Below are 18,683 nucleotides of genomic sequence, written 5' to 3'. Positions count from 1 at the left end.
CATTCAAATCATTAGCCGGATTATTTTTTTTCAGGCGAAGATGTCGTTCAGTGTCTTAAAAATCTAATTACCTCAGTTTGTGTGTGTTTTGTTGAAAAACTCATTTTAACAATAGCTTAATAGCTAGGGGTCCATATGGAAAATGTTCAAGGTCAGGATAAGGGTGCTGTTTTATCCAAGCAGCCCTGGTATCAGTGTACTACAGAGGAAACTTTCCAAAACTTAGCAAGTTCGCCGTCTGGTTTATCTTCCAGCGCCGCCACTGAGCGCCTGGGGAAATATGGCCCCAATGCGCTACCACAAAAACCAGAGAAGTCAGCGCTGCTGAAATTTATTGCACATTTCAAAGATGTATTGATTTACATCCTGTTTGCCGCCGCGCTTATCACGGCGGTGATGGGGCATTGGGTGGATACCTTTGTCATTATCGGCGTGGCAGTGATCAATGCGTTAATTGGCTTTATTCAGGAAAGTAATGCCGAAAAATCGCTGAAAAGTATCCAGAATATGTTAGCCAGCGAAGCCATCCTGGTGCGCGACGGCAAACAAATCACGGTACCTACTCAGGATATTGTGCCGGGTGATGTGGTGATGCTGCGCCCTGGCGATAAAATCCCGGCAGATTTGCGTTTGTTTGACGTGCATAACCTGCGGGTGGAGGAGGCGATTCTTACCGGCGAATCTACCGTTGTGTCTAAAAATGTTGATGTGTTGTCCGGTGAAAAATCATTGGGCGATCGCCTTAACCTCGCGTTTTCAGGCACAACGGTGAGTTCCGGCACCGCTGCGGGCGTGGTGGTTGCCAGCGGAGGCGACACCGAGCTGGGGCATATCAACGAGATGATCAGTTCAGTGAAAGAGGTGAAAACCCCGCTGCTGGTCCAGATTGATAAACTCGGCAAAGCGATATTTTTCATCATTCTGCTGATGATGGTCGCGCTGTTTATTTTCGGCTACATCCTGCGTGACATTCCGTTCCCGGAGCTGGCGCTGTCGGTCATCAGCCTGGCGGTGGCGGCGGTGCCGGAAGGTTTACCGGCCATTATCTCGATCATCCTGTCACTTGGCGTGCAGTCGATGGCGCGGGTCCAGGCGATTATCCGAAAATTACCTACCGTTGAGACGCTGGGGGCGATGTCGGTGATTTGCTCCGACAAAACCGGCACCCTGACCATGAATGAAATGACGGTCAAAGCGGTGGTGCTGGCAAAAAGCAAATGGCGCGTCAACGGCAACAGCTATGAACCGAAAGGCGAAATTGTCGCAGAGGAAGGGGCCAGTGGGCTGAATGCCGCAACTGATCCGTTGTTCCAGCAATTTCTGCATGCGGTTGATATCTGTAACGAAAGCCAGCTGCGACAGGATGCCAGTGGGCACTGGGTGATCGTCGGTGGCCCCACCGAAGGTGCGATGAAAGTGCTGGCGGCAAAAGGCATTGCCGAGAAAAAATCGGTTGAGGTCATTAGCAAGCTGCCGTTTGATTCACTGTATAAATATATGTCGGTAAGTTGTGTCGCAGACGGGCAAGCCTACATTGTGTTGACCGGCGCACCGGACGTACTCCTGAAGCTGTGTCACCAGCAACAGACACCCAATGGGGTGGAGCCGCTGGACCTCGCCTACTGGGAAGCGGCGATCACTACTTACGCCAGTGAGGGGTTACGTACTGTCGCCGCCGCGTGGAAACCGATGTTAGAGCCAGTCACCTCGCTTGATCATGATGAACTGAGCAACGGCATGGTACTGCTGGGGCTGGGTTGCATGATGGACCCACCACGGCCAGAGGCCATCTCGGCTATTCACGACTGCCAGCAGGCAGGCATTCGCGTCAAAATGATCACCGGCGACCATCAGGAAACCGCGATGGCTATCGGCCAGATGCTCGGCATTGGCAACAGCAAATCAGCCGTCACTGGCTATGAACTGGAGCATATGAACGACGCTGAACTGGCGCAGGCGGCGAAAACCTATGACATCTTTGCCCGTACCAGCCCGGAACATAAATTACGGCTGGTCAAAGCGCTGGAATCCAGCGGCGAAATTGTCGGTATGACCGGTGACGGTGTGAACGATGCTCCGGCGCTGAAGCAAGCCAACGTCGGTATCGCCATGGGGATCAAGGGCACCGAGGTGACGAAAGAGTCGGCGGATATGATCCTGGCCGATGACAACTTCGCCACCATTGCCGCAGCGGTGAAAGAAGGGCGGCGGGTTTATGACAACCTGAAGAAAACTATCCTGTTTATCATGCCGACCAACCTGGCGCAGGGTTTGCTGATCATTATCGCCATCCTGATGGGGAATCTGTTGCCGCTTACGCCGGTACAGATTCTGTGGATGAACATGGCCACTTCCGCCACGCTGTCATTTGGGCTGGCATTCGAACCGGCAGAAGCCAACGCGATGCGCCGCCCGCCGCGTAATGTGAAGGCGCATGTGATGGATGGCTATGCCATCTGGCGCGTGGTTTTCGTCGGCTTGTTAATTTCCATCAGCGCCTTTGTACTCGAAGCCTGGCTACAGCCGCGCGGCTATAGTCCGGAATTTATCCGCACGGTGCTGCTGCAAATGCTGGTGACGGCGCAGTGGGCTTACATGATCAACTGCCGTAATTCGGAAGGCTTCTCCCTCGACAGCGGTCTGATGAAGAACAAAGGCATCTGGCTGGTGACAGTCGTGCTGATCGTGCTTCAGGCGATCATCATTTATATCCCGCTGATGAATACGTTGTTCGGCACCCGTCCGTTACCGATTAATTACTGGTTTATCTCGCTGATTGTCAGTATCGCCATCTTTATCGTGGTGGAGATCGAAAAACGTCTGACGCGATCATGGCGTAGGGTGAAAACCCAGTCACTGACCTGAGACAGCTGATACGGAGTCCTGCTGTTGCCGGAAACTGGCCAGCAGGACTTTTTTAATCAGGTAGGTGAGGGGTATGGCCAGGATAGCACCGGTAATGCCCAGCACCGCCTGCCAGAACAAAAAGGCCAGCAGCTGGCTGGTTAATGACATATCCAGCCGTTTTCCCACCATCAGCGGTTCCAGCACGGAACTCAGCGTCAGGTTTAAGAGCACAAAAAATCCCGCGATGACGAAGGCAATTTCCAGATCGAATGCGATATAGCTTTGTACCACCGGCGGAATCGCTGCCATAAAGGAACCCAGCACCGGTACGTAATTGAAGACAAACATCAATACGCCCCAGAAAAAGGCAAACTTTAATCCCAGCAACTGCGCGCCGCCCCAGACAATCAGGCCACCAAAAATCCCCGTCAATGTCTTGACCCTGGCATAGACAATGACGCTTTGGATTCCTTCCTGGAGCGCCCGATACAATGCCGGGGAATCGCCGTGCGCGCGTTTGTGCAACGCATTTTTCAGCAGCGGCAACTCGTACAGCATAAACAGTAGCATCAGGAAAACCATCACCCACCATGACAGCACGCCGGGGATTTGCGTAAGAAAGGCGGTAACCCAGCGAACGATGGATCCGGCATCGACAAACGCCAGCATTTCATCGGGTGCCAGCGCAATGCCGATATGATCGAGGGCCTGAGTCACTTCCTGCAATCTTGCCGTCAACAGCAACGGTGCCTGGCGGCTCAGCAGAATCAAATCTGGCGTCAGCACGGTAAGTTTGATAATGGTCACCACGATGATCACCAGCAATACCGTGATGATCATCAGGGAAGAGAGAATGCGTGGGACGCGTTTATGCTCGAACCAGCTCACCAGCGGGTCCAGCATAATTGACAGCAGCATCGCCAACAGCACCTGATTAATAAGGTGTGCAGACAGGTGTAACCCGAACAGAATCAATGTCAGACAGGCAAGTAAAATCACTACACGCGTTAACTGCGGCCACGGCGTAAACCAGCTCATGTTCGTCTTTTCTCTGAAGTTAATGATCTATAACGTTTCGTTTGTAACTATATCCTAAATTGCGAAAGGTTGTGGGGAGCTGCCATGGAGAGGAGTGGCTCCCGGAAACAAGTGATTAACCTTTGCAAGGTTTACAACTGCCAATAAAGATAAATATAGCAAAATATTTCAAAACATTAATGAATGTTAGGTTAAACGTGTTATTTGAATAAAACCCCAAAATAGTTTCATAACTAAACTACTCTATTTAAATCATCTTGCTGGGGTTTTATATTATGAACAACAAAATGAAATTCCTGCTTCTGATTTTTTACTGTTCGTTATCACCCTTTGTGCATTCCGCTGTAACTGACTCTCAACCATCATCCCCTGTATTTACCCCTAAAACAGGGAAGATGATCATGGGGGACTTAAAATATTTACGCGTGGCATCCTGCAAACAAAGTGTTTGTCTCAAAAACTGCGAAGATAATGAAGATGTCTGTGTCAGGAATGGAAATACTGACTCGGCATGCGCGATTGCCAAAAAACAGTGTATGGAATCCTGTATGAACGATTGTGATGATGATCTCTAAGTCCTCTTTTTTGCTAGCCAATGTTTAAATTGACGTCTCTTATCTAATAGCGAAATATCAATTTTATAATCTGCCAGATCGGAGAGGGTTATGAAAAATATATTGGTGATGGTCACTGGGTTACTGTTACTAACCATGCAGTGCTTTGCAGATAATGTATTGCAGCCATTTTCAGGATCACCCGGTGGTGTATTAAATGTTATTCCGGCTCCAGTTACCATTGGCAATAATCAATCACCAATATGTAATGGACCATTGGGGCCCGGTAGTTGTCCGGCTATCCAACAATTTCTGCTGATCCAGCAGCAGGCTGCACAGATTCCCGTACAATTTTTATATACGGATCCTACGGCGGGTCCTATTTGTAATGGTCCTCTGGGACCCGGGTCTTGTAGTGCGGTGCAGATGTTTCTCTATTTTGATAGCAAGGTGCCTGCATTTGGTCTTCAGGTTATTGGCTTCCAGCCTGGTGTAGGACGGGTGTGCAATGGACCACTTGGCCCCGGCCCCTGTTCAGCGATTGCTCAGTATCTCACTTTACAACAGATTGGTTATCAACCCACAATTACTGCTTTACCTAATACACAGCAAATTCAGGTAATTAATAGTGGTGATCCTAAAAATCCTATTTGCAGCACACCAAATGGCCCGATCCCTTGTAACTTTGTGCAGCAGGCAATGATTGATTCTCCTGGTGTATTGCCGTCCCCGGTACCTGTTCCCTCAGGGTTAAATGACCGGCAGCTTGCCATTAACTGCGCCAGACAATCAAATCTTAATGTCGCGGTTTTTGCTGCCTGTACCGGTTTAAAGGTGGTATTAAATCAGGATATGCAGAAAGTGATCGAGTGTGCGGCCAATAAAAATTCCGCTCCCGACTTCGCTAATTGTGCGGCGCCGGTTATGGGCATTAAAATACCCGATGGTCAGGATGCAGAAGTAAAATGTGCGATTAATTCTGGGGGTAATCCCGAGTCATTTGGCAAGTGCATGGGAGTTTCAGTCAATAATATCGAATTTAAAAATAAAGATGCAATTATTGCTTGTACTAAGGATGCACGTGGGGATGCCTCATTTTTTGCAGGTTGTGCCGGACGTATGATTCTGGGTGATAATGCCAGCCCGGAAAAGATGGCGGCGTTAAAATGCATCTCTGCACCCGAGACCAGCCATTGTATTGCCGACCAGGTGACGTTCACTCCCCAACAACGGCAGGTCGTCAATTGCGCCATTTCATCACAGGGGAATCAGGATAATTTTATCGCCTGTGCCGGAAATGATTTGCTTAAGCTTCAGCTGAGTCCACAGCAATTAGCGATGATGAATTGTGCTAAAAACGATGCTGCGGGTGACTTTATAAATTGTGCTGGAAATACGCTGTTTGGCGATAAATTAAGCCAGGATCAGCGTGATGCCATCGAATGTCTCAGCAAATCGTCATCCATGAATAACGCAGCCGTATGTGGTGCAGATAAATTAACTGCCTCACTCTCTGCGGAACAGCGTACCGCACTTAACTGCGCTGTAAACTCGAAGGGAGATACGGAGAGTTTTATGCAGTGTGCCAGCGGAAAATTATTACTTTCACAGCTTACGCCACAGCAGGTTTCCCTTGTCAAATGTGCTTCTGGCACCTCTGATAGCCTCAGCTTTGCCGGATGCGCGGGTGCAGCTTTATTGGGTAATAATGCCAGTAAAGAACAAACGATAGCCCTGCAATGCGCGGCGGAAAGTCAGGGCGATCCAACCAGTATGGCAGCCTGCGCCGGAGCTAACCTGATAAATATGGGGATGAACCTCAATCCCGAGCAACAGATTGCTGTGCAATGCCTTGCTTCTTCTGGCGGTGCTCCACAAGCCGCAGCGGGTTGTATGGCAACACGACTGACGGCGCGAGAATTAGTGAAATGTGCTTCGCAGGGCGTGGGTGGTGATGGTTGTTTTGGTGATAGCAACGATATTGTGGGCAAGAATGGATGGACGGCTCGCACCCTCAGCTCCTTTGGCGGGTTAATCGCGAAAAATCTCGACAATGTCTGGGGCGGAAGTAACTCATTTCTGCGCAACCCCGGGCAGATATGGGGTGGGAGTGGATCATTCGTACGTAACCCAGGGCAAATGTGGGGAGGGAATAACTCGATTTTCAATAACCCATCACAAGTTAATGTCCAGGTGGGAAGCGTTGGCGGCAGAAGAATTTGCCTTCCCTGGTGTTGAGGAAAGAAGTTCGCAAACTGGCAGAGAAAATATCCTGCCAGTTTGTCGCTTTATACCACCATTTCACGCGTATTGGGCGCGCTTAACCGAAGCCTTTCTGCGCTAAGGAAAAAATCGGCAGTGCACGGTCAATTATTGACCGTGCACTTATCCGGCTGCGCCGGGCATGGCCTGCCGAAGGTTATCCACAGGGTTTTGCCACGGATATGCACCCGGAATGTGGACAAAGCGCAGCGATAACGTTTAACGAATATCACGGCCCGGTACGGTTTGCTGCGGCATCACCTCAGTGGGAGAAATACTTTCGAGGTCAACCCCGGTGGCATCCGGCAACATAAAGGCCGCCAGCAGCGCAATACAATAAGACACGATCGCCAGCACTCCCATGGTTAAACCCAGAGGATAATGCATCGAAAACAGGCCGACTGCCGCAGGCATCATCGAGCCAAAACCGCGTCCAAAGCTGGCGCAAAAACCGGCACCGCTGGCGCGGATGGCGGTGGGGTAGAGTTCCGAGAAGGCTGGCGTCAGACCAGAGGCCAGACCGCCCTGAAAAGCCCCTAAAAACAGCCCCAGCACCAGCGTGATATCCAGATCGAGATGGGCAAACATATAAAGGCTGATCACGACCGATTGCAGCAGCAGGAACAGAATCACCGCGCGCCAGCGACCAATACGGTCACTCAATCGGCCATAAATAAACGGGCCAATCAATGAACCAAGAATATTAATAAACAGGTAACCCGACATCTGCGTCACCGGTAATCCCAGACTCAGTTTCAAATAAGCGGGTAACCAGGTGATCACAATATAAGCGCCACCAAAAATGCCACTGGCCAGCATCGTTGATGTGATGGTGGTGCGAAGATAAGGGGGTGAGAATATAATTCCGATATTTTTTCTTTCACGCGGTTGCCGCGCGTGGGAAAAGGTGGCGGATTCTGGCACCAGACGACGAATAAACCAAATCAACACCGCCGGAATTAATCCGATCAAAAAGAAAACGCGCCATGCTTGTTCTGGTGGGAAGGCATTCATCACCAGCGGAAATAGACCCAGCGAGATGGCATAACCTATCGCATAACCACTTTGAATTGAGGAGGCCACGCGGCCACGATAATCTGACCGGATGACTTCAGTAATTAACACCGCGCCAACGATGACCTCACCGCCATAACCCAGCCCCTGACAAAAACGCAGCAGGAAAAATTGCCAGAAGGTATGGCAAAATGCGGTTGCCGCAGTAAAAAGCGCTACCCATAGCACCGTAAGCTGCATGACCTTCACCCGGCCAATCCGGTCAGCCAGAATCCCCGCGCCCCAGCCACCCAGTGCGCTGCCGATCAACGATACTGAACCCAGCCAGCCTGCATCGGCACGAGTCAGAAAATGGATACCCAGCAGAACCGGTAACACCAGGGAATAAATAGTGGAATCGAGAGAGTCCAGCGTATATCCCCCGAGACAAGCCCAGTAGGTTCTTTTTTCTTTATTGGTCAGGTCGGAATACCACGCGAATTTCATGCTTCACCTGTGAATGATTGAATAGCATTCCCCGAATGCTGGCAAAAAATAAGAAGCGCGCAGCGAAGTGAATTCTGCGCGCAGCGTTAAACGTTATTCTTTTCCCGCCACCGAATAGGTCACCTGTTGGTTACGGGTTTTCATAAATTCTTCCAGCGAGATACCCCGCATTGCGGCGTAAATATCCAGATTGGAAGCCCCGATTACCGCGCCCATTTTTTCCAGCAGGAAAAAGCTGGCACCGTATTGAATCAGGCTGCGCCAGTCGCGCTGGCGAATCATTTCACATTCGCGCGCGCTTAATTGCGCCGCATTGAACATGGCTTCCGCATCGTGACGAAAACGTTCGCGTGGACCCGGCTGAATTAACTGATGCAGAAAACGGTTCAGCCGCAGGCTATCCAGACTGCGCTGCTGGGTGAAGGGATAGCTGCCCGGCAGCTTTTCAATGCCCGCCAGCTCGCGCGCCATCTTTTCGCGGTGTTGTTGCATATTATCCAGTGGAACCGCTCCGGCCTGGTTTTCCAGCACCAGGGTGGCGATACCGGTCATGGAGGGCAGGTAGTAACCCTGATGTTTTTTCACCACATTGGCAGACAGCGCACCGCGCATCACCAGCCACATAATTTCTTCCGTCCCCTCCACGCCGCTCAGTTCGGCGTATTGCGCAATGGTCAGCTCGGTCAGACGCTCAGGGTCGTTAACCAGCAAATCCATAAACTGTTGATCCCATTCCACGTTATTAAACCCACAGCGCTCCCCGTGTACCTGATGGGAAAGCCCGCCGGTGGCGACAATCGCCACGTTGATGTCTTCGGGATAGCTTTCAATCGCACGCCGCAATGCCTGGCCGAGTTTGTAGCAGCGGCGCGCTGAAGGGATCGGGAACTGCAATACGCCCACCTGTAAGGGGATCACTTTGGTCGGCCAGCCGTCTTTAAACGGCAGCAGCGCGGAGAGCGGGGAGAACAGGCCATGATCCAGCGGTTTATCCATAAAAAACGACATATCAAATTCGTCGCTCATCAGGCTGGTGCCAATATGACGCGATAGCGCAGCATCCCCTTTGACCGGCGGCAAATCGCGTGGGCCGCCACCTTCGTCAGCCACCCGGTACTCGTTATCGATACCCAGCGAAAAGGCGGAGTAATGATCAAAGAAAAACGAGGTGACGTGGTCGTTAAAGATATAAACCAGCGCATCGGGTTTCTTCTCTTCCAGCCACTGCTGCATCGGCGCGAAGCTGGCAAAAATCGGCTCCCAGGCACCTTCATGCTGTTTATCATGGTCAACAGCAAAACCTATGGTCGGGGTATGAGAAACGGCCAGGCCGCCAATGATGTTCGCCATGGGATGTCTCCACTTATCGGTTATTTAAGGTTTGTGACAGCGCAGGGATGTCGGCAAGTCCGGCGCCTTTTATTTTCATGGTCAGAGGAACGGTACGATGTAAAACGATGCTCAGCGCTGCCAGCAAGGCCGGCAGGGCGAGGATAAAGAAAATCGATGACTGGCCAGGAAAGGCCCCCATCAGCAGCCCGCCCACCGAGGAGCTGAGGATCGCGCCAGTGCGGCCAATGCCGTGCATCCAGCTCACCCCGGTGGCGCGGATTTCTGTGGGATAGTAAGCCGGAGAGTAGACCTGCAGGCCGTTCTGCGCACCGTTGATGCACATACCGATGATAAAAATGAAGGCTCCGAGCGCCACGCCGCTGAGTCCAAACACGCCCTGCGCCGCCAGGCAGAGACAGCCCAGCAGATACACCACGCCAATGACATATTTGGCGTTCAGTTTGTCCATCAGCGCGCCAACAATAATGCCGCCTAACGGGCCACCGAGCTGGAACAACCCGGCGAGGATCGCGGCCTGCTCCAGGGAAATACCACCGGAACGCATAATGGTCGGCAGCCAGCCGTTCAGCAGGTAAATCACGAACAGCCCCATAAAGTAAGTCAGCCACAGGATGATGGTGCCGCGGGCAAAACCGTGGCGGAACAACTGTGAGATCGGGCTATGACCATTGACGCGTGGCGAGTGCAGCACAAAACTGTTTTCGTGGTTAAACTGGCCACCCATGCGGTTGAGCAATGCAGCAATCTGCTGACGAGGCGCTTTGCGTACCAGCAGGTTAAGCGCTGACTCCGGCAGCAGCCAGGCGAAAAAGGGCAGCATCAGCAAGGGAACGGCACCGCCAAAAATCAGCACCGCCTGCCAGTGGTACAGGCTCAACAGGCCCGCAGCAATAAATCCCCCCAGACCCGATCCGATATTAAAGCCGCTGAACATCAGGGTGATCATTACCCCTTTGCGGCGTTCCGGCATATATTCCGACAACAACGTGACGCAGTTGGGCATGACGGCACCCAGCCCCAGTCCGGTGATAAAGCGCAGCAACGCCATTTGCAGCGGTGTGGTGGCAAACGCGCACACCAGGCTAAAGGCGGAGAACATCAGAAACGACAATAAAATAATGCGTTTGCGACCGAAACGGTCAGAGAGCGGGCCAGCGATTAATGCACCAATGGCGACACCAAACATCGCTGCGCCAAGGATCGGTCCCATCGCCGCGCGCGAGATGCCCCAGTGTTCAATCAGCGCAGGCGCGATAAAACCCATTGCGGCGGCATCGTAGCCGTCAAACATAATGATGACCAGACAGAGGAATAATACGCGCCACTGGAAAGGCGAAATGGGCCGGGCGTCGATCCATGCTTTGATATCGACCAGGTTGTTTGTGTTCATGGGTACGCTCTCTGTTATGCCGCGTCAGGCGGCTATTGTCATGGTGAGAGAAATTTAACAATCCGATCACACCTTAAGCATGGCGACCGGCAGTGTCTGTCAAAAAAGGCTTTTAAGGGTATGAGTTAGGTTTATATTGTGAGCTGGCTGACAAACTCATTGCGTGCAGAAGCGGCCCGCAGATGGCTTTGCCTGCAGGGAAAGTAAAGGTTGAGTATGAATTTCGTTTAGCGGGATGCTGCGATAGGCAAGGCAGAGGGGCGCGGCACCCCTCTGGGTTTCATCAGCTTACTCAGGAATAGTATTCCGGGGCCTTTTTAAAATTGGCCCAGGCATCGGGATCATGCCCTGTCACCACAATGGCATCTGCACGCTCAGCCACCGCTCTGAGCTTCTGCACGGAACGTACTGAATCGACCGCTGAAGCGAGGAAGCCAGGCAGCGCTTTTTGCTCCCAGTGATCCACGGTATAAGCCGCATCGATGGTCAACAGCAGGGGTTTGCTGTTGGGCAGACGCACCAGAAACGATTGATGACCAGGGGCATGGCCGGGCGAGAAGATGGTGGTCAGGGTGCCGTCACCGTAAACGTCATAAAAATCATCGTCGGTGCCGTTAAGGAATTGCCAGTCCAGCCCCGGACGGTCAAAGTCATTACGGATATAACCCCCCGCCGCAAACCAGTCCGGCGTAAAGGCATATTCATACTCCGCGCGTTGCACGATATGCCGGGCGTTCGGGAAGCGACCAATGGCACCGGTATGGTCAAGGTGCAGGTGCGACTGCACCACATATTTTACATCGGCCGGATCAATGCCCAGCGCTTTCACCTGATCGACACATCCCTGATCTTCGCCCAACACCGGCCAGTAAACATCACAAATTCCGCCCCAGTAACCTTTGGGGTCGGTTGCCACTTCGATGGCATTGCCACCGTCGATGATGGTATGGCCGTCAGGGTGGGTGATGAGAAAGAAGGGCACGGGGATTTCATAATCTGCCCCGGCTCCCTGGTTCATCTTAATGTTGTGCACCTTACATTTCAGGGTGCCGGACTGGAGCATGTAGAGTCGTATATCTTTCATACTGGGCATTCCTCTGGTTCGTCGTGGGTACTTTATTGTTTTTTGGGTAAGGCTTTTAGAATGCTTCGCGATACAAATTCAGGGCGTCCTGCTCCAGAACCTCTACCGGGTTATTGGTGAGCAAGCGCGTTTGTAACATGGCATCGGCGGCCAGTCGGGGCAGGCTCTCCTCGGTGACGCCAACATCGCGCAGTCGGCGCGGCGCGCCGCTTTGTTCCATCAGTTGCAGCATATGTTCAACGAAAGCGTTGGAACGCGTATCCGCATCGCCGCTTCCTGCGACGCCAAGCACATCCGCCAGTTCGGCATACAGTTGAGCCGCAGCACTGGCGTTGTAACGCAGTACCGGTCCCAGCATCAGCGCGTTGGAAAGGCCGTGCGCGACATGGTAGTGACCACCCAGCGGGTAAGCGAGGGCATGCACGGCGGCCACCGGCGAATTGGCAAACGCCTGGCCTGCCAGCGTGGCACCCAGCAACATTCCTTCACGCGCGGCGCGATTGTTGCCGTCGTGACAGGCGTTGATTAGATTGGCCCCCAATAGTCTCAGAGCTTCACGCGCCAGCGCATCCGACAGCGGGTTTTTCTTATGCTTGCTGGTATAGGCTTCGATGGCGTGCACCATGGCATCGATGCCGGTGGCGGCGGTGTGAATCTTTGGCAGACCCACCGTCAGCTCAGCATCCAGCAGCACGAAGTCAGCGTACAGTTGTGGTGCCACCACCCCCATTTTTGTGGTTTCACCGGTGGTAATAATGGCGATATTGGTGACTTCTGAACCGGTTCCGGCGGTGGTGGGGATCAGGACCAGCGGCAGGCGCGACCCGGTCACTTTGCCAATGCCGTACACCTCCGCCAGCGGTTGTTCCCCGGTGGCCATGACGGCGGCAATTTTGGCGATATCCAGCGAGGATCCACCGCCAAGGCCAATAATGATATCGGCCCCGGCTTGTTTGATCACGTCAACACAGGCATGCACGATGGCTTCCGGTGGGTCCGCCACCACGTCATCAAACACCGTGACGTTAAAACCCGCCGTTGTCAGATTTTCGACGATGGGCGCGATCAGTCCGGCTTTCATCAGCCCGGCATCCGTAATCAGCCCGACGTTTCGCTGGGTAAATCGTGCCGCTATGCTGGCGCCCAGTTGCTGGGCACCTCCCCACTTCATTTCAATCGAAGGTACGGTACGAAACTCGAATGGATTGATAGTCATTTCATCTCCTCTCTCCAGGTGGCTATATTCAGGCGATCTCTGAACACAGGTATTTGATTTCCAGGTATTCATCGATGCCGTGGTGGGAACCTTCACGGCCCAGGCCGGATTGCTTGACGCCGCCAAATGGGGCCACTTCGTTAGAAATCAGTCCGCTGTTATGGCCGACCATGCCGTATTCCAGGGCTTCCGCGACACGCCAGGTACGGCGAACATTTTCGGTGTAGAAGTACGCGGCAAGGCCAAACTCGGTGTCGTTAGCCATGGCAATCACTTCTTCCTCGGTTTCGAAGCGGAACAGTGGGGCAACCGGCCCGAAGGTTTCTTCGCGGGCAATCTTCATTTGTTGCGTGGCACCGGTCAGCACCGTGGGTTCGAAAAAGGTGCCGCCAAGGGCATGAGGTTTGCCGCCTGTGATAACCGTGGCACCTTTCGCCAGCGCATCCGCAATATGGTCAGTGACTTTAGTGATGGCAGCTTCATCAATCAGCGGCCCGATCATCACATTCGCCTGATGACCTTCGCCAACTTTAAGGGCGGCGACCCGCGCGGCTAACTTCTCAGCAAAGGCGTCGTACACCCCGGCCTGTACATAAATACGGTTAGAGCAGACGCAGGTTTGTCCGGCATTGCGATATTTAGAGGCCAGTGCGCCTTCTACCGCCGCATCCAGATCGGCATCGTCAAACACGATAAAGGGGGCATTGCCGCCGAGTTCCAGCGAGAGTTTTTTGATGGTGGGCGCGCATTGCGCCATCAGAATGCGGCCAACTTCGGTGGAGCCGGTGAAGGAGAGTTTGCGCACCGTATCACTTTCCGTGAGTACAGCACCCAGCTTACGCGCGTCGCCGGTAATGACCTGGAAAACCCCGTCCGGAATGCCCGCCTGTTGCGCCAGTACTCCCAGCGCCAGCGCGGTCAGAGGGGTCTGCACGGCAGGCTTAACGATCATCGTGCATCCGGCCGCCAGGGCAGGCGCGGCTTTACGGGTGATCATTGCCGCCGGGAAGTTCCACGGGGTTATCGCCGCACAGACGCCAATCGGCTGCTTGATCACCACAATACGTTTATTGGTAGCGGGTGCCGGAATGGTTTCGCCATACACGCGTTTGGCTTCCTCGGCGAACCATTCGACAAACGAGGCGGCATATAAGGCTTCACCTTTGGCTTCCGCCAGCGGTTTGCCTTGTTCGGCGGTCATCAACGCGGCGAGGTCATCGGCATTTTCGACAATCAGATCAAACCAGCGGCGCAGCAGCGCGGTGCGATCTTTGGCGGCCAGCTTGCTCCAGCTGGGAAAGGCTGCCTGAGCCGCGACAATGGCGTTGCTGGCATCCGCAGCTGCCAGCGCGGGAACGGTGGCGATAATTTGGCCGTTGGCCGGGTTATTGACGTCAATGGTCGCGCCGTCGCCCGCGCTAACCCATTCACCATTTAACAGACAACGGTCACGCAGCAGAGATGGATTTTTGAGTTGGATCATGGACTCCCCCATAAGATAAGTTCAATATATTGAACTCATATCACTATAGTGAACTAAGTGTGAGGGGGCAGTATGTCAGGGGATTCCGTAACAAAAAGCGATCAAACGCGCAAAAATATCGACACTGTTCCCGCCCTGCGTCGTGCCGTGACGATAATGGATTTAGTGGCGGCGTCGGGTGATGGGCTGACTGCCGCAGAGATCACGCGTCATCTGGCATTGCCGAAAAGCACCGCACATGGGCAGTTGAATGTCCTGACGGAGCTGGGGTTGCTGGTCAGAACCGCAGACGGGACATTTCGTCTCGGGCCGCACCTGATGCGCTGGGCAGACGGTTTCCTGTCACAGATGGATATCGTCGCGCTGTTTCGTGAATATTTTGCCAGCGACTCGGCACTGGAAGGCTATACCATCACGCTGACTGTGCTTGACCGTGATGAAGTGGTCTATATCAGCTGCCGAAATTCAGATAAACCCCTGGGGCATACGTTCCGCATTGGTATGCGCCTGCCTGCTCCCTTTACCGCCACCGGCAAGATGCTGCTTTCGCGGCTAAACGATGATCAACTGAACGCGCTTTTTAACGCGCATTTTCCCGCGCCGATGACGGCGGCCAGCGTGCAGAATCTTGCTGAACTTAAACAGGAACTGGCGACCATTCGCGAGCGGCATTTTTCCATTGATAACGGGCAGATTCATGCGGCGATGACCTGCGTAGGGGCGGCGATTTACGATCATTCCGGCAGGGCAGTCGCAGGGATTGCGACCAGCTTTCTTAGCAGCGAGGCCGGGGCGGGTCTGATTGACATTCTGGGAGAAAAGATGCGCAATGCCGCACTGGCGCTTTCCAGACAGTGCGGTTATCAGGGGTGATCATTAATACCTGGGGCGAATAAATTCGCCCCCTACGCCTGTAGGGTCGGCATTTATGCCGACCAGGCCAATAACTGCACGCCGCTACGGCATGTGCCCCAAATGTTCCTTTATTGCAGGCTTTCTTTCACTTTCTTCACCGTACTGGCATCCACCGGTTCAGCGGCGTTGCCCCAGCTATTGCGGATGTAAGTCACTACCGCCGCAATCTGATCGTCACCCAACGTCCCGGCAAATGACGGCATGGCAGGGGCGGTGGGACGCGTATCGGTATCCACGCCGCGACTACCGGCCGCCACCACGCGGATTAAAGAGGTGGCATCTGGCTGGTTGAGCAGCGGGTTATCTTTCAGCTGCGGGAAGATGTTCTGTTCACCACGCCCGCCGGGGCTGTGGCAGGCCGAACATTTTGACTCATAAATTTGCGCGCCAAGCTTCATACGATCATCGCTGGCGGGCAGGGGTTGCGGCACTTTCTCACTGGTTTTGTCACCTTCTTTCAGGTAAGTGGCGACGGCCTTTAAATCTTCATCGCGCCAGTGCTGGGTTGAATGGCGCACGGCATCCGCCATTGGCCCGGAGGCGATATCAAAGCGATTCACGCCGGTGCGCAGATAGCTGACGATATCTTCCTTCGTCCATTTGCCCAGCCCGGTGTGGTCGCTGCCACCCAGGTTGGGGGCATACCAGCCTTCCACCACTTCACCACCGAGGAACTGGCCGTTTTTATCGCCCCCGATCAGGTTTTTCGGCGTGTGGCAGGTACCGCAGTGACCGAGGCCTTCAACCAGATACGCACCGCGATTCCATTCGGCTGATTTCTGTGGATTGGGTTGAAATTCGCCCTGGTCAAAGTTGATCCAGTTCCACACCATCAGGCTGGTACGGATGTTGAAGGGGAAGGGTAACTGGTTAGTTTCCACTTCGTTGTGTACCGGCTGCAATGTCTGCATCCATGCCCACAAATCCTGCAAATCCTGATCGGACATTTTGGTGTAGGCGGTAAACGGCATCGCACCGTACAGCCGTTTATCGCCGTGCCCTATCCCTTCGGTCATGGCGCGTTTGAAGTCGTCATAGCTCCAGTTACCAATGCCCGTTTCGCGATCCGGCGTGATATTGGCTCCCACCAGGGTACCGAAAGGTGTCTGCAGCTTTACGCCACCGGCAAAAGGTCTTTGCGCATCGGTGGTGTGGCATGCGGTACAGTCACCGAGGGTGGCGATGTAGCTGCCACGGCTGTACTGGTCATATTCGGGCTGTGCCTGCGCGCTAAAACTCGCCGCGACCAGCAACGCCGCGGCTGAAAGAGAAATGAGAGTCTTCATGCTGTGATCATCTCCCCAGGGCGTTTCAGATAATAAGTACGGATGGCATGCGCTGCCTTAAATGCCAGTGCGCCGACGGTGCCGGTCGGGTTGTAACCTGGGTTCTGCGGAAAGGCCGAGGCACCCACCACAAACAGATTCGGCACGTTCCATACCTGCAAATGTTTATTCACAGAGCTGGTGCTGGGATCGGCACCCATCACAAAGCCGCCCACCACATGGGAGGATTGGTAGGGGACACTGTTCCAGTGGCCGGTCATCGGTTTGGCAACAATTTCACGGGGATTCATCGATTTAGCGATTTCTGCCACTTTGCCGGTACAGTATTGCGCCATCTTCAGGTCATTCTCTGCGAAGTCGAAGGTGATGCGCAGCAACGGACGACCATGCGGATCCTTGTAATTGGGATCGAGCGACAGATAGTTGGTGCGTGTGGTGTAGCTGCTGGCTTCACAGCCGATAGACATGGTGCTCAGGTAATTATCTTTTACCGCACGTTTCCATTTCGAACCCCATTTCGGCGTATTGGGCGGTACCGGGCGGTAACCAATCGGCGCGGAACCGATCGGCGTCACGCGGATACTGCCACCGCCGAAGAAGCCGAGGCCACTGTGGTCAAAGTTGTCGTTATTAAACTCATCAATGCCCATGCCGACGGCACCCGCACCGATAAAAGGATTGAAGTTTTTACCATCGAAAAACAACGTCACGCCGTTCGCGGTTTGATAGGCATAGTTGCGACCCGTGGTGCCGCGATTGCTCACCGGATCGTAGGCTTCGCCAATATTGGAAAGCAGCATCAGGCGCACGTTCTCGAAGGTGAAGGCGGCGACGATCACCAGATCGGCGGGCTGTTCCCATGTGTCACCCGAGGAGTCGACATAGGTGACGCCGGTGGCTTTTTTCCCGGTCGAATCGGTCAGCACTTCCAGCACTTCGCAGTTGGTGTAAGCGGTGAAATTCTCTTTACGCATTAACGCCGGCAGTACCGTGGTAATGGCGCTGGCTTTGGAATAGTTGGCGCAACCGTAGTTGGTACAGAAGCCGCAGAAGGTGCACGGACCCATGGTGACGCCATAGGGGTTGGTATAGGCTTCGGAAACCAGCGATGAAGGAACCGGGAAGGCTTTATACCCCATATTCTTAGCCGCTTCGGCAAACAGGGTGGGTCCGTAAGGCTGGCGCAAGGGTGCTGTCGGGTAATCGCCTGAACGCATACCTTCGAACGGGTTGCCGCCCTCACGTTTTTCACCGTTGACGTTAGCGGCATAACCCGACGTTCCGGCGACGCGCTCGAATTGCATATAGTGAGGTTCCATCTCTTCCCAGGTGGTGCCCCAGTCCTGCAGTACCAGCTCATCAGGGATGGCACCGTAGCGTTCGGTGAGATGGCTTTTCAGGCGAAACTCTTCTGGTTGAAAACGGAAGGTGATACCGGCCCAGTGGTTGCCTGCACCGCCCGTACCGTTACCGGGATGAAAGGAACCCCAGGTGCGCATCGGCAGCGCGGTTTGTGATGGGTTATTACGCATGGTGCAGGTGTTCTGGCGGGTACGCAGCATCAGTTCTTCCCGCATCACGTAGCGCAGTTCATCGGTTACCGTGGCGACATTAAAGTCACGCGCGGTGTCGCGCCAGGGGCCACGTTCAATCCCGATCACCTCCAGCCCTTCATCGGCCAGTTCTTTGGCAATGATCGACCCGGCCCAGCCGAGGCCAATGACCACGACATCGGTTTTTGGTAATTTTTTCATG

Annotated in this window: 12 protein-coding genes; 3 read left to right on the top strand and 9 right to left on the bottom strand. The window is 53.6% G+C overall.

Going from position 1 to position 18,683, the window contains the following annotated elements:
• The first annotated feature begins 135 nt into the window (after positions 1–135).
• Positions 136–2,865 (top strand): cation-transporting P-type ATPase, encoded by a 2,730-nt coding sequence (locus tag CUN67_RS23155; RefSeq protein ID WP_208717803.1) that lies wholly within the window; start codon positions 136–138, stop codon positions 2,863–2,865.
• Here the strand turns inward: CUN67_RS23155 and CUN67_RS23150 are convergent.
• Positions 2,854–3,885, bottom strand: a complete 1,032-nt coding sequence (locus tag CUN67_RS23150; protein WP_208717802.1) for an AI-2E family transporter — start codon at positions 3,883–3,885, stop codon at positions 2,854–2,856. The genes CUN67_RS23155 and CUN67_RS23150 overlap by 12 nt on opposite strands.
• 665 nt (positions 3,886–4,550) lie before the next feature.
• Here CUN67_RS23150 and CUN67_RS23145 point away from each other — a divergent pair.
• Positions 4,551–6,677, top strand: a complete 2,127-nt coding sequence (locus tag CUN67_RS23145) for a hypothetical protein (protein WP_208717801.1) — start codon at positions 4,551–4,553, stop codon at positions 6,675–6,677.
• A 243-nt stretch (positions 6,678–6,920) separates the two neighbouring features.
• Here CUN67_RS23145 and CUN67_RS23140 read toward each other — a convergent pair whose 3' ends face one another.
• The 6 genes from CUN67_RS23140 to CUN67_RS23115 all read right to left on the bottom strand — a co-directional run bounded on the left by CUN67_RS23140 (position 6,921) and on the right by CUN67_RS23115 (position 14,727).
• A complete protein-coding gene (locus CUN67_RS23140; protein ID WP_208717800.1) occupies positions 6,921–8,201 on the bottom strand; it encodes an MFS transporter in 1,281 nt (426 codons plus the stop codon).
• A gap of 93 nt (positions 8,202–8,294) precedes the next feature.
• Positions 8,295–9,551, bottom strand: coding sequence for a gallate dioxygenase (locus CUN67_RS23135; RefSeq protein WP_208717799.1), 1,257 nt, complete (start codon positions 9,549–9,551; stop codon positions 8,295–8,297).
• 13 nt (positions 9,552–9,564) lie between these two features.
• Positions 9,565–10,944, bottom strand: a complete 1,380-nt coding sequence (locus CUN67_RS23130; RefSeq protein WP_208717798.1) for an MFS transporter — start codon at positions 10,942–10,944, stop codon at positions 9,565–9,567.
• 292 nt (positions 10,945–11,236) lie between these two features.
• On the bottom strand, positions 11,237–12,028 hold the full coding sequence (gene attM, locus CUN67_RS23125) for an AttM family quorum-quenching N-acyl homoserine lactonase (RefSeq protein ID WP_208717797.1): 792 nt from the start codon (positions 12,026–12,028) through the stop codon (positions 11,237–11,239).
• Positions 12,029–12,083: 55 nt separating this feature from the next.
• On the bottom strand, positions 12,084–13,244 hold the full coding sequence (locus tag CUN67_RS23120) for an iron-containing alcohol dehydrogenase (RefSeq protein WP_208717796.1): 1,161 nt from the start codon (positions 13,242–13,244) through the stop codon (positions 12,084–12,086).
• Between the two features lie 28 nt (positions 13,245–13,272).
• Positions 13,273–14,727 carry an NAD-dependent succinate-semialdehyde dehydrogenase gene (locus CUN67_RS23115; protein WP_208717795.1) on the bottom strand — a complete coding sequence of 485 codons (1,455 nt, stop codon included), beginning with the start codon at positions 14,725–14,727 and terminating at the stop codon, positions 13,273–13,275.
• A gap of 72 nt (positions 14,728–14,799) precedes the next feature.
• Here CUN67_RS23115 and CUN67_RS23110 point away from each other — a divergent pair, with 72 nt between their 5' ends.
• A complete protein-coding gene (locus tag CUN67_RS23110; protein WP_208717794.1) occupies positions 14,800–15,600 on the top strand; it encodes an IclR family transcriptional regulator in 801 nt (266 codons plus the stop codon).
• 110 nt (positions 15,601–15,710) lie between these two features.
• Here CUN67_RS23110 and CUN67_RS23105 read toward each other — a convergent pair whose 3' ends face one another.
• Entirely contained in the window at positions 15,711–16,928 is a 1,218-nt protein-coding gene (locus tag CUN67_RS23105) for a c-type cytochrome (RefSeq protein WP_208717793.1), read from the bottom strand.
• Positions 16,925–18,682 (bottom strand): GMC family oxidoreductase, encoded by a 1,758-nt coding sequence (locus tag CUN67_RS23100; RefSeq protein ID WP_208717792.1) that lies wholly within the window; start codon positions 18,680–18,682, stop codon positions 16,925–16,927. Before CUN67_RS23100 ends, CUN67_RS23105 begins: the two co-directional genes overlap by 4 nt.
• Position 18,683 lies beyond the last annotated feature (1 nt).

It is taken from the genome of Pantoea cypripedii, from assembly GCF_011395035.1.
GTDB lineage: Bacteria > Pseudomonadota > Gammaproteobacteria > Enterobacterales > Enterobacteriaceae > Pantoea > Pantoea cypripedii_A.
This window is presented reverse-complemented; position numbering and strand designations above follow the sequence as displayed.

What these genes read in the sequence shown, in the direction of transcription:
- CUN67_RS23155 (WP_208717803.1), top strand. Translation starts at nt 136, where the DNA reads ATGGAAAATGTTCAAGGTCAGGATAAGGGTGCTGTTTTATCCAAGCAG.
- CUN67_RS23150 (WP_208717802.1), bottom strand. Translation starts at nt 3,885, where the DNA reads ATGAGCTGGTTTACGCCGTGGCCGCAGTTAACGCGTGTAGTGATTTTA.
- CUN67_RS23145 (WP_208717801.1), top strand. Translation starts at nt 4,551, where the DNA reads ATGAAAAATATATTGGTGATGGTCACTGGGTTACTGTTACTAACCATG.
- CUN67_RS23140 (WP_208717800.1), bottom strand. Translation starts at nt 8,201, where the DNA reads ATGAAATTCGCGTGGTATTCCGACCTGACCAATAAAGAAAAAAGAACC.
- CUN67_RS23135 (WP_208717799.1), bottom strand. Translation starts at nt 9,551, where the DNA reads ATGGCGAACATCATTGGCGGCCTGGCCGTTTCTCATACCCCGACCATA.
- CUN67_RS23130 (WP_208717798.1), bottom strand. Translation starts at nt 10,944, where the DNA reads ATGAACACAAACAACCTGGTCGATATCAAAGCATGGATCGACGCCCGG.
- attM (WP_208717797.1), bottom strand. Translation starts at nt 12,028, where the DNA reads ATGAAAGATATACGACTCTACATGCTCCAGTCCGGCACCCTGAAATGT.
- CUN67_RS23120 (WP_208717796.1), bottom strand. Translation starts at nt 13,244, where the DNA reads ATGACTATCAATCCATTCGAGTTTCGTACCGTACCTTCGATTGAAATG.
- CUN67_RS23115 (WP_208717795.1), bottom strand. Translation starts at nt 14,727, where the DNA reads ATGATCCAACTCAAAAATCCATCTCTGCTGCGTGACCGTTGTCTGTTA.
- CUN67_RS23110 (WP_208717794.1), top strand. Translation starts at nt 14,800, where the DNA reads ATGTCAGGGGATTCCGTAACAAAAAGCGATCAAACGCGCAAAAATATC.
- CUN67_RS23105 (WP_208717793.1), bottom strand. Translation starts at nt 16,928, where the DNA reads ATGAAGACTCTCATTTCTCTTTCAGCCGCGGCGTTGCTGGTCGCGGCG.
- CUN67_RS23100 (WP_208717792.1), bottom strand. Translation starts at nt 18,682, where the DNA reads ATGAAAAAATTACCAAAAACCGATGTCGTGGTCATTGGCCTCGGCTGG.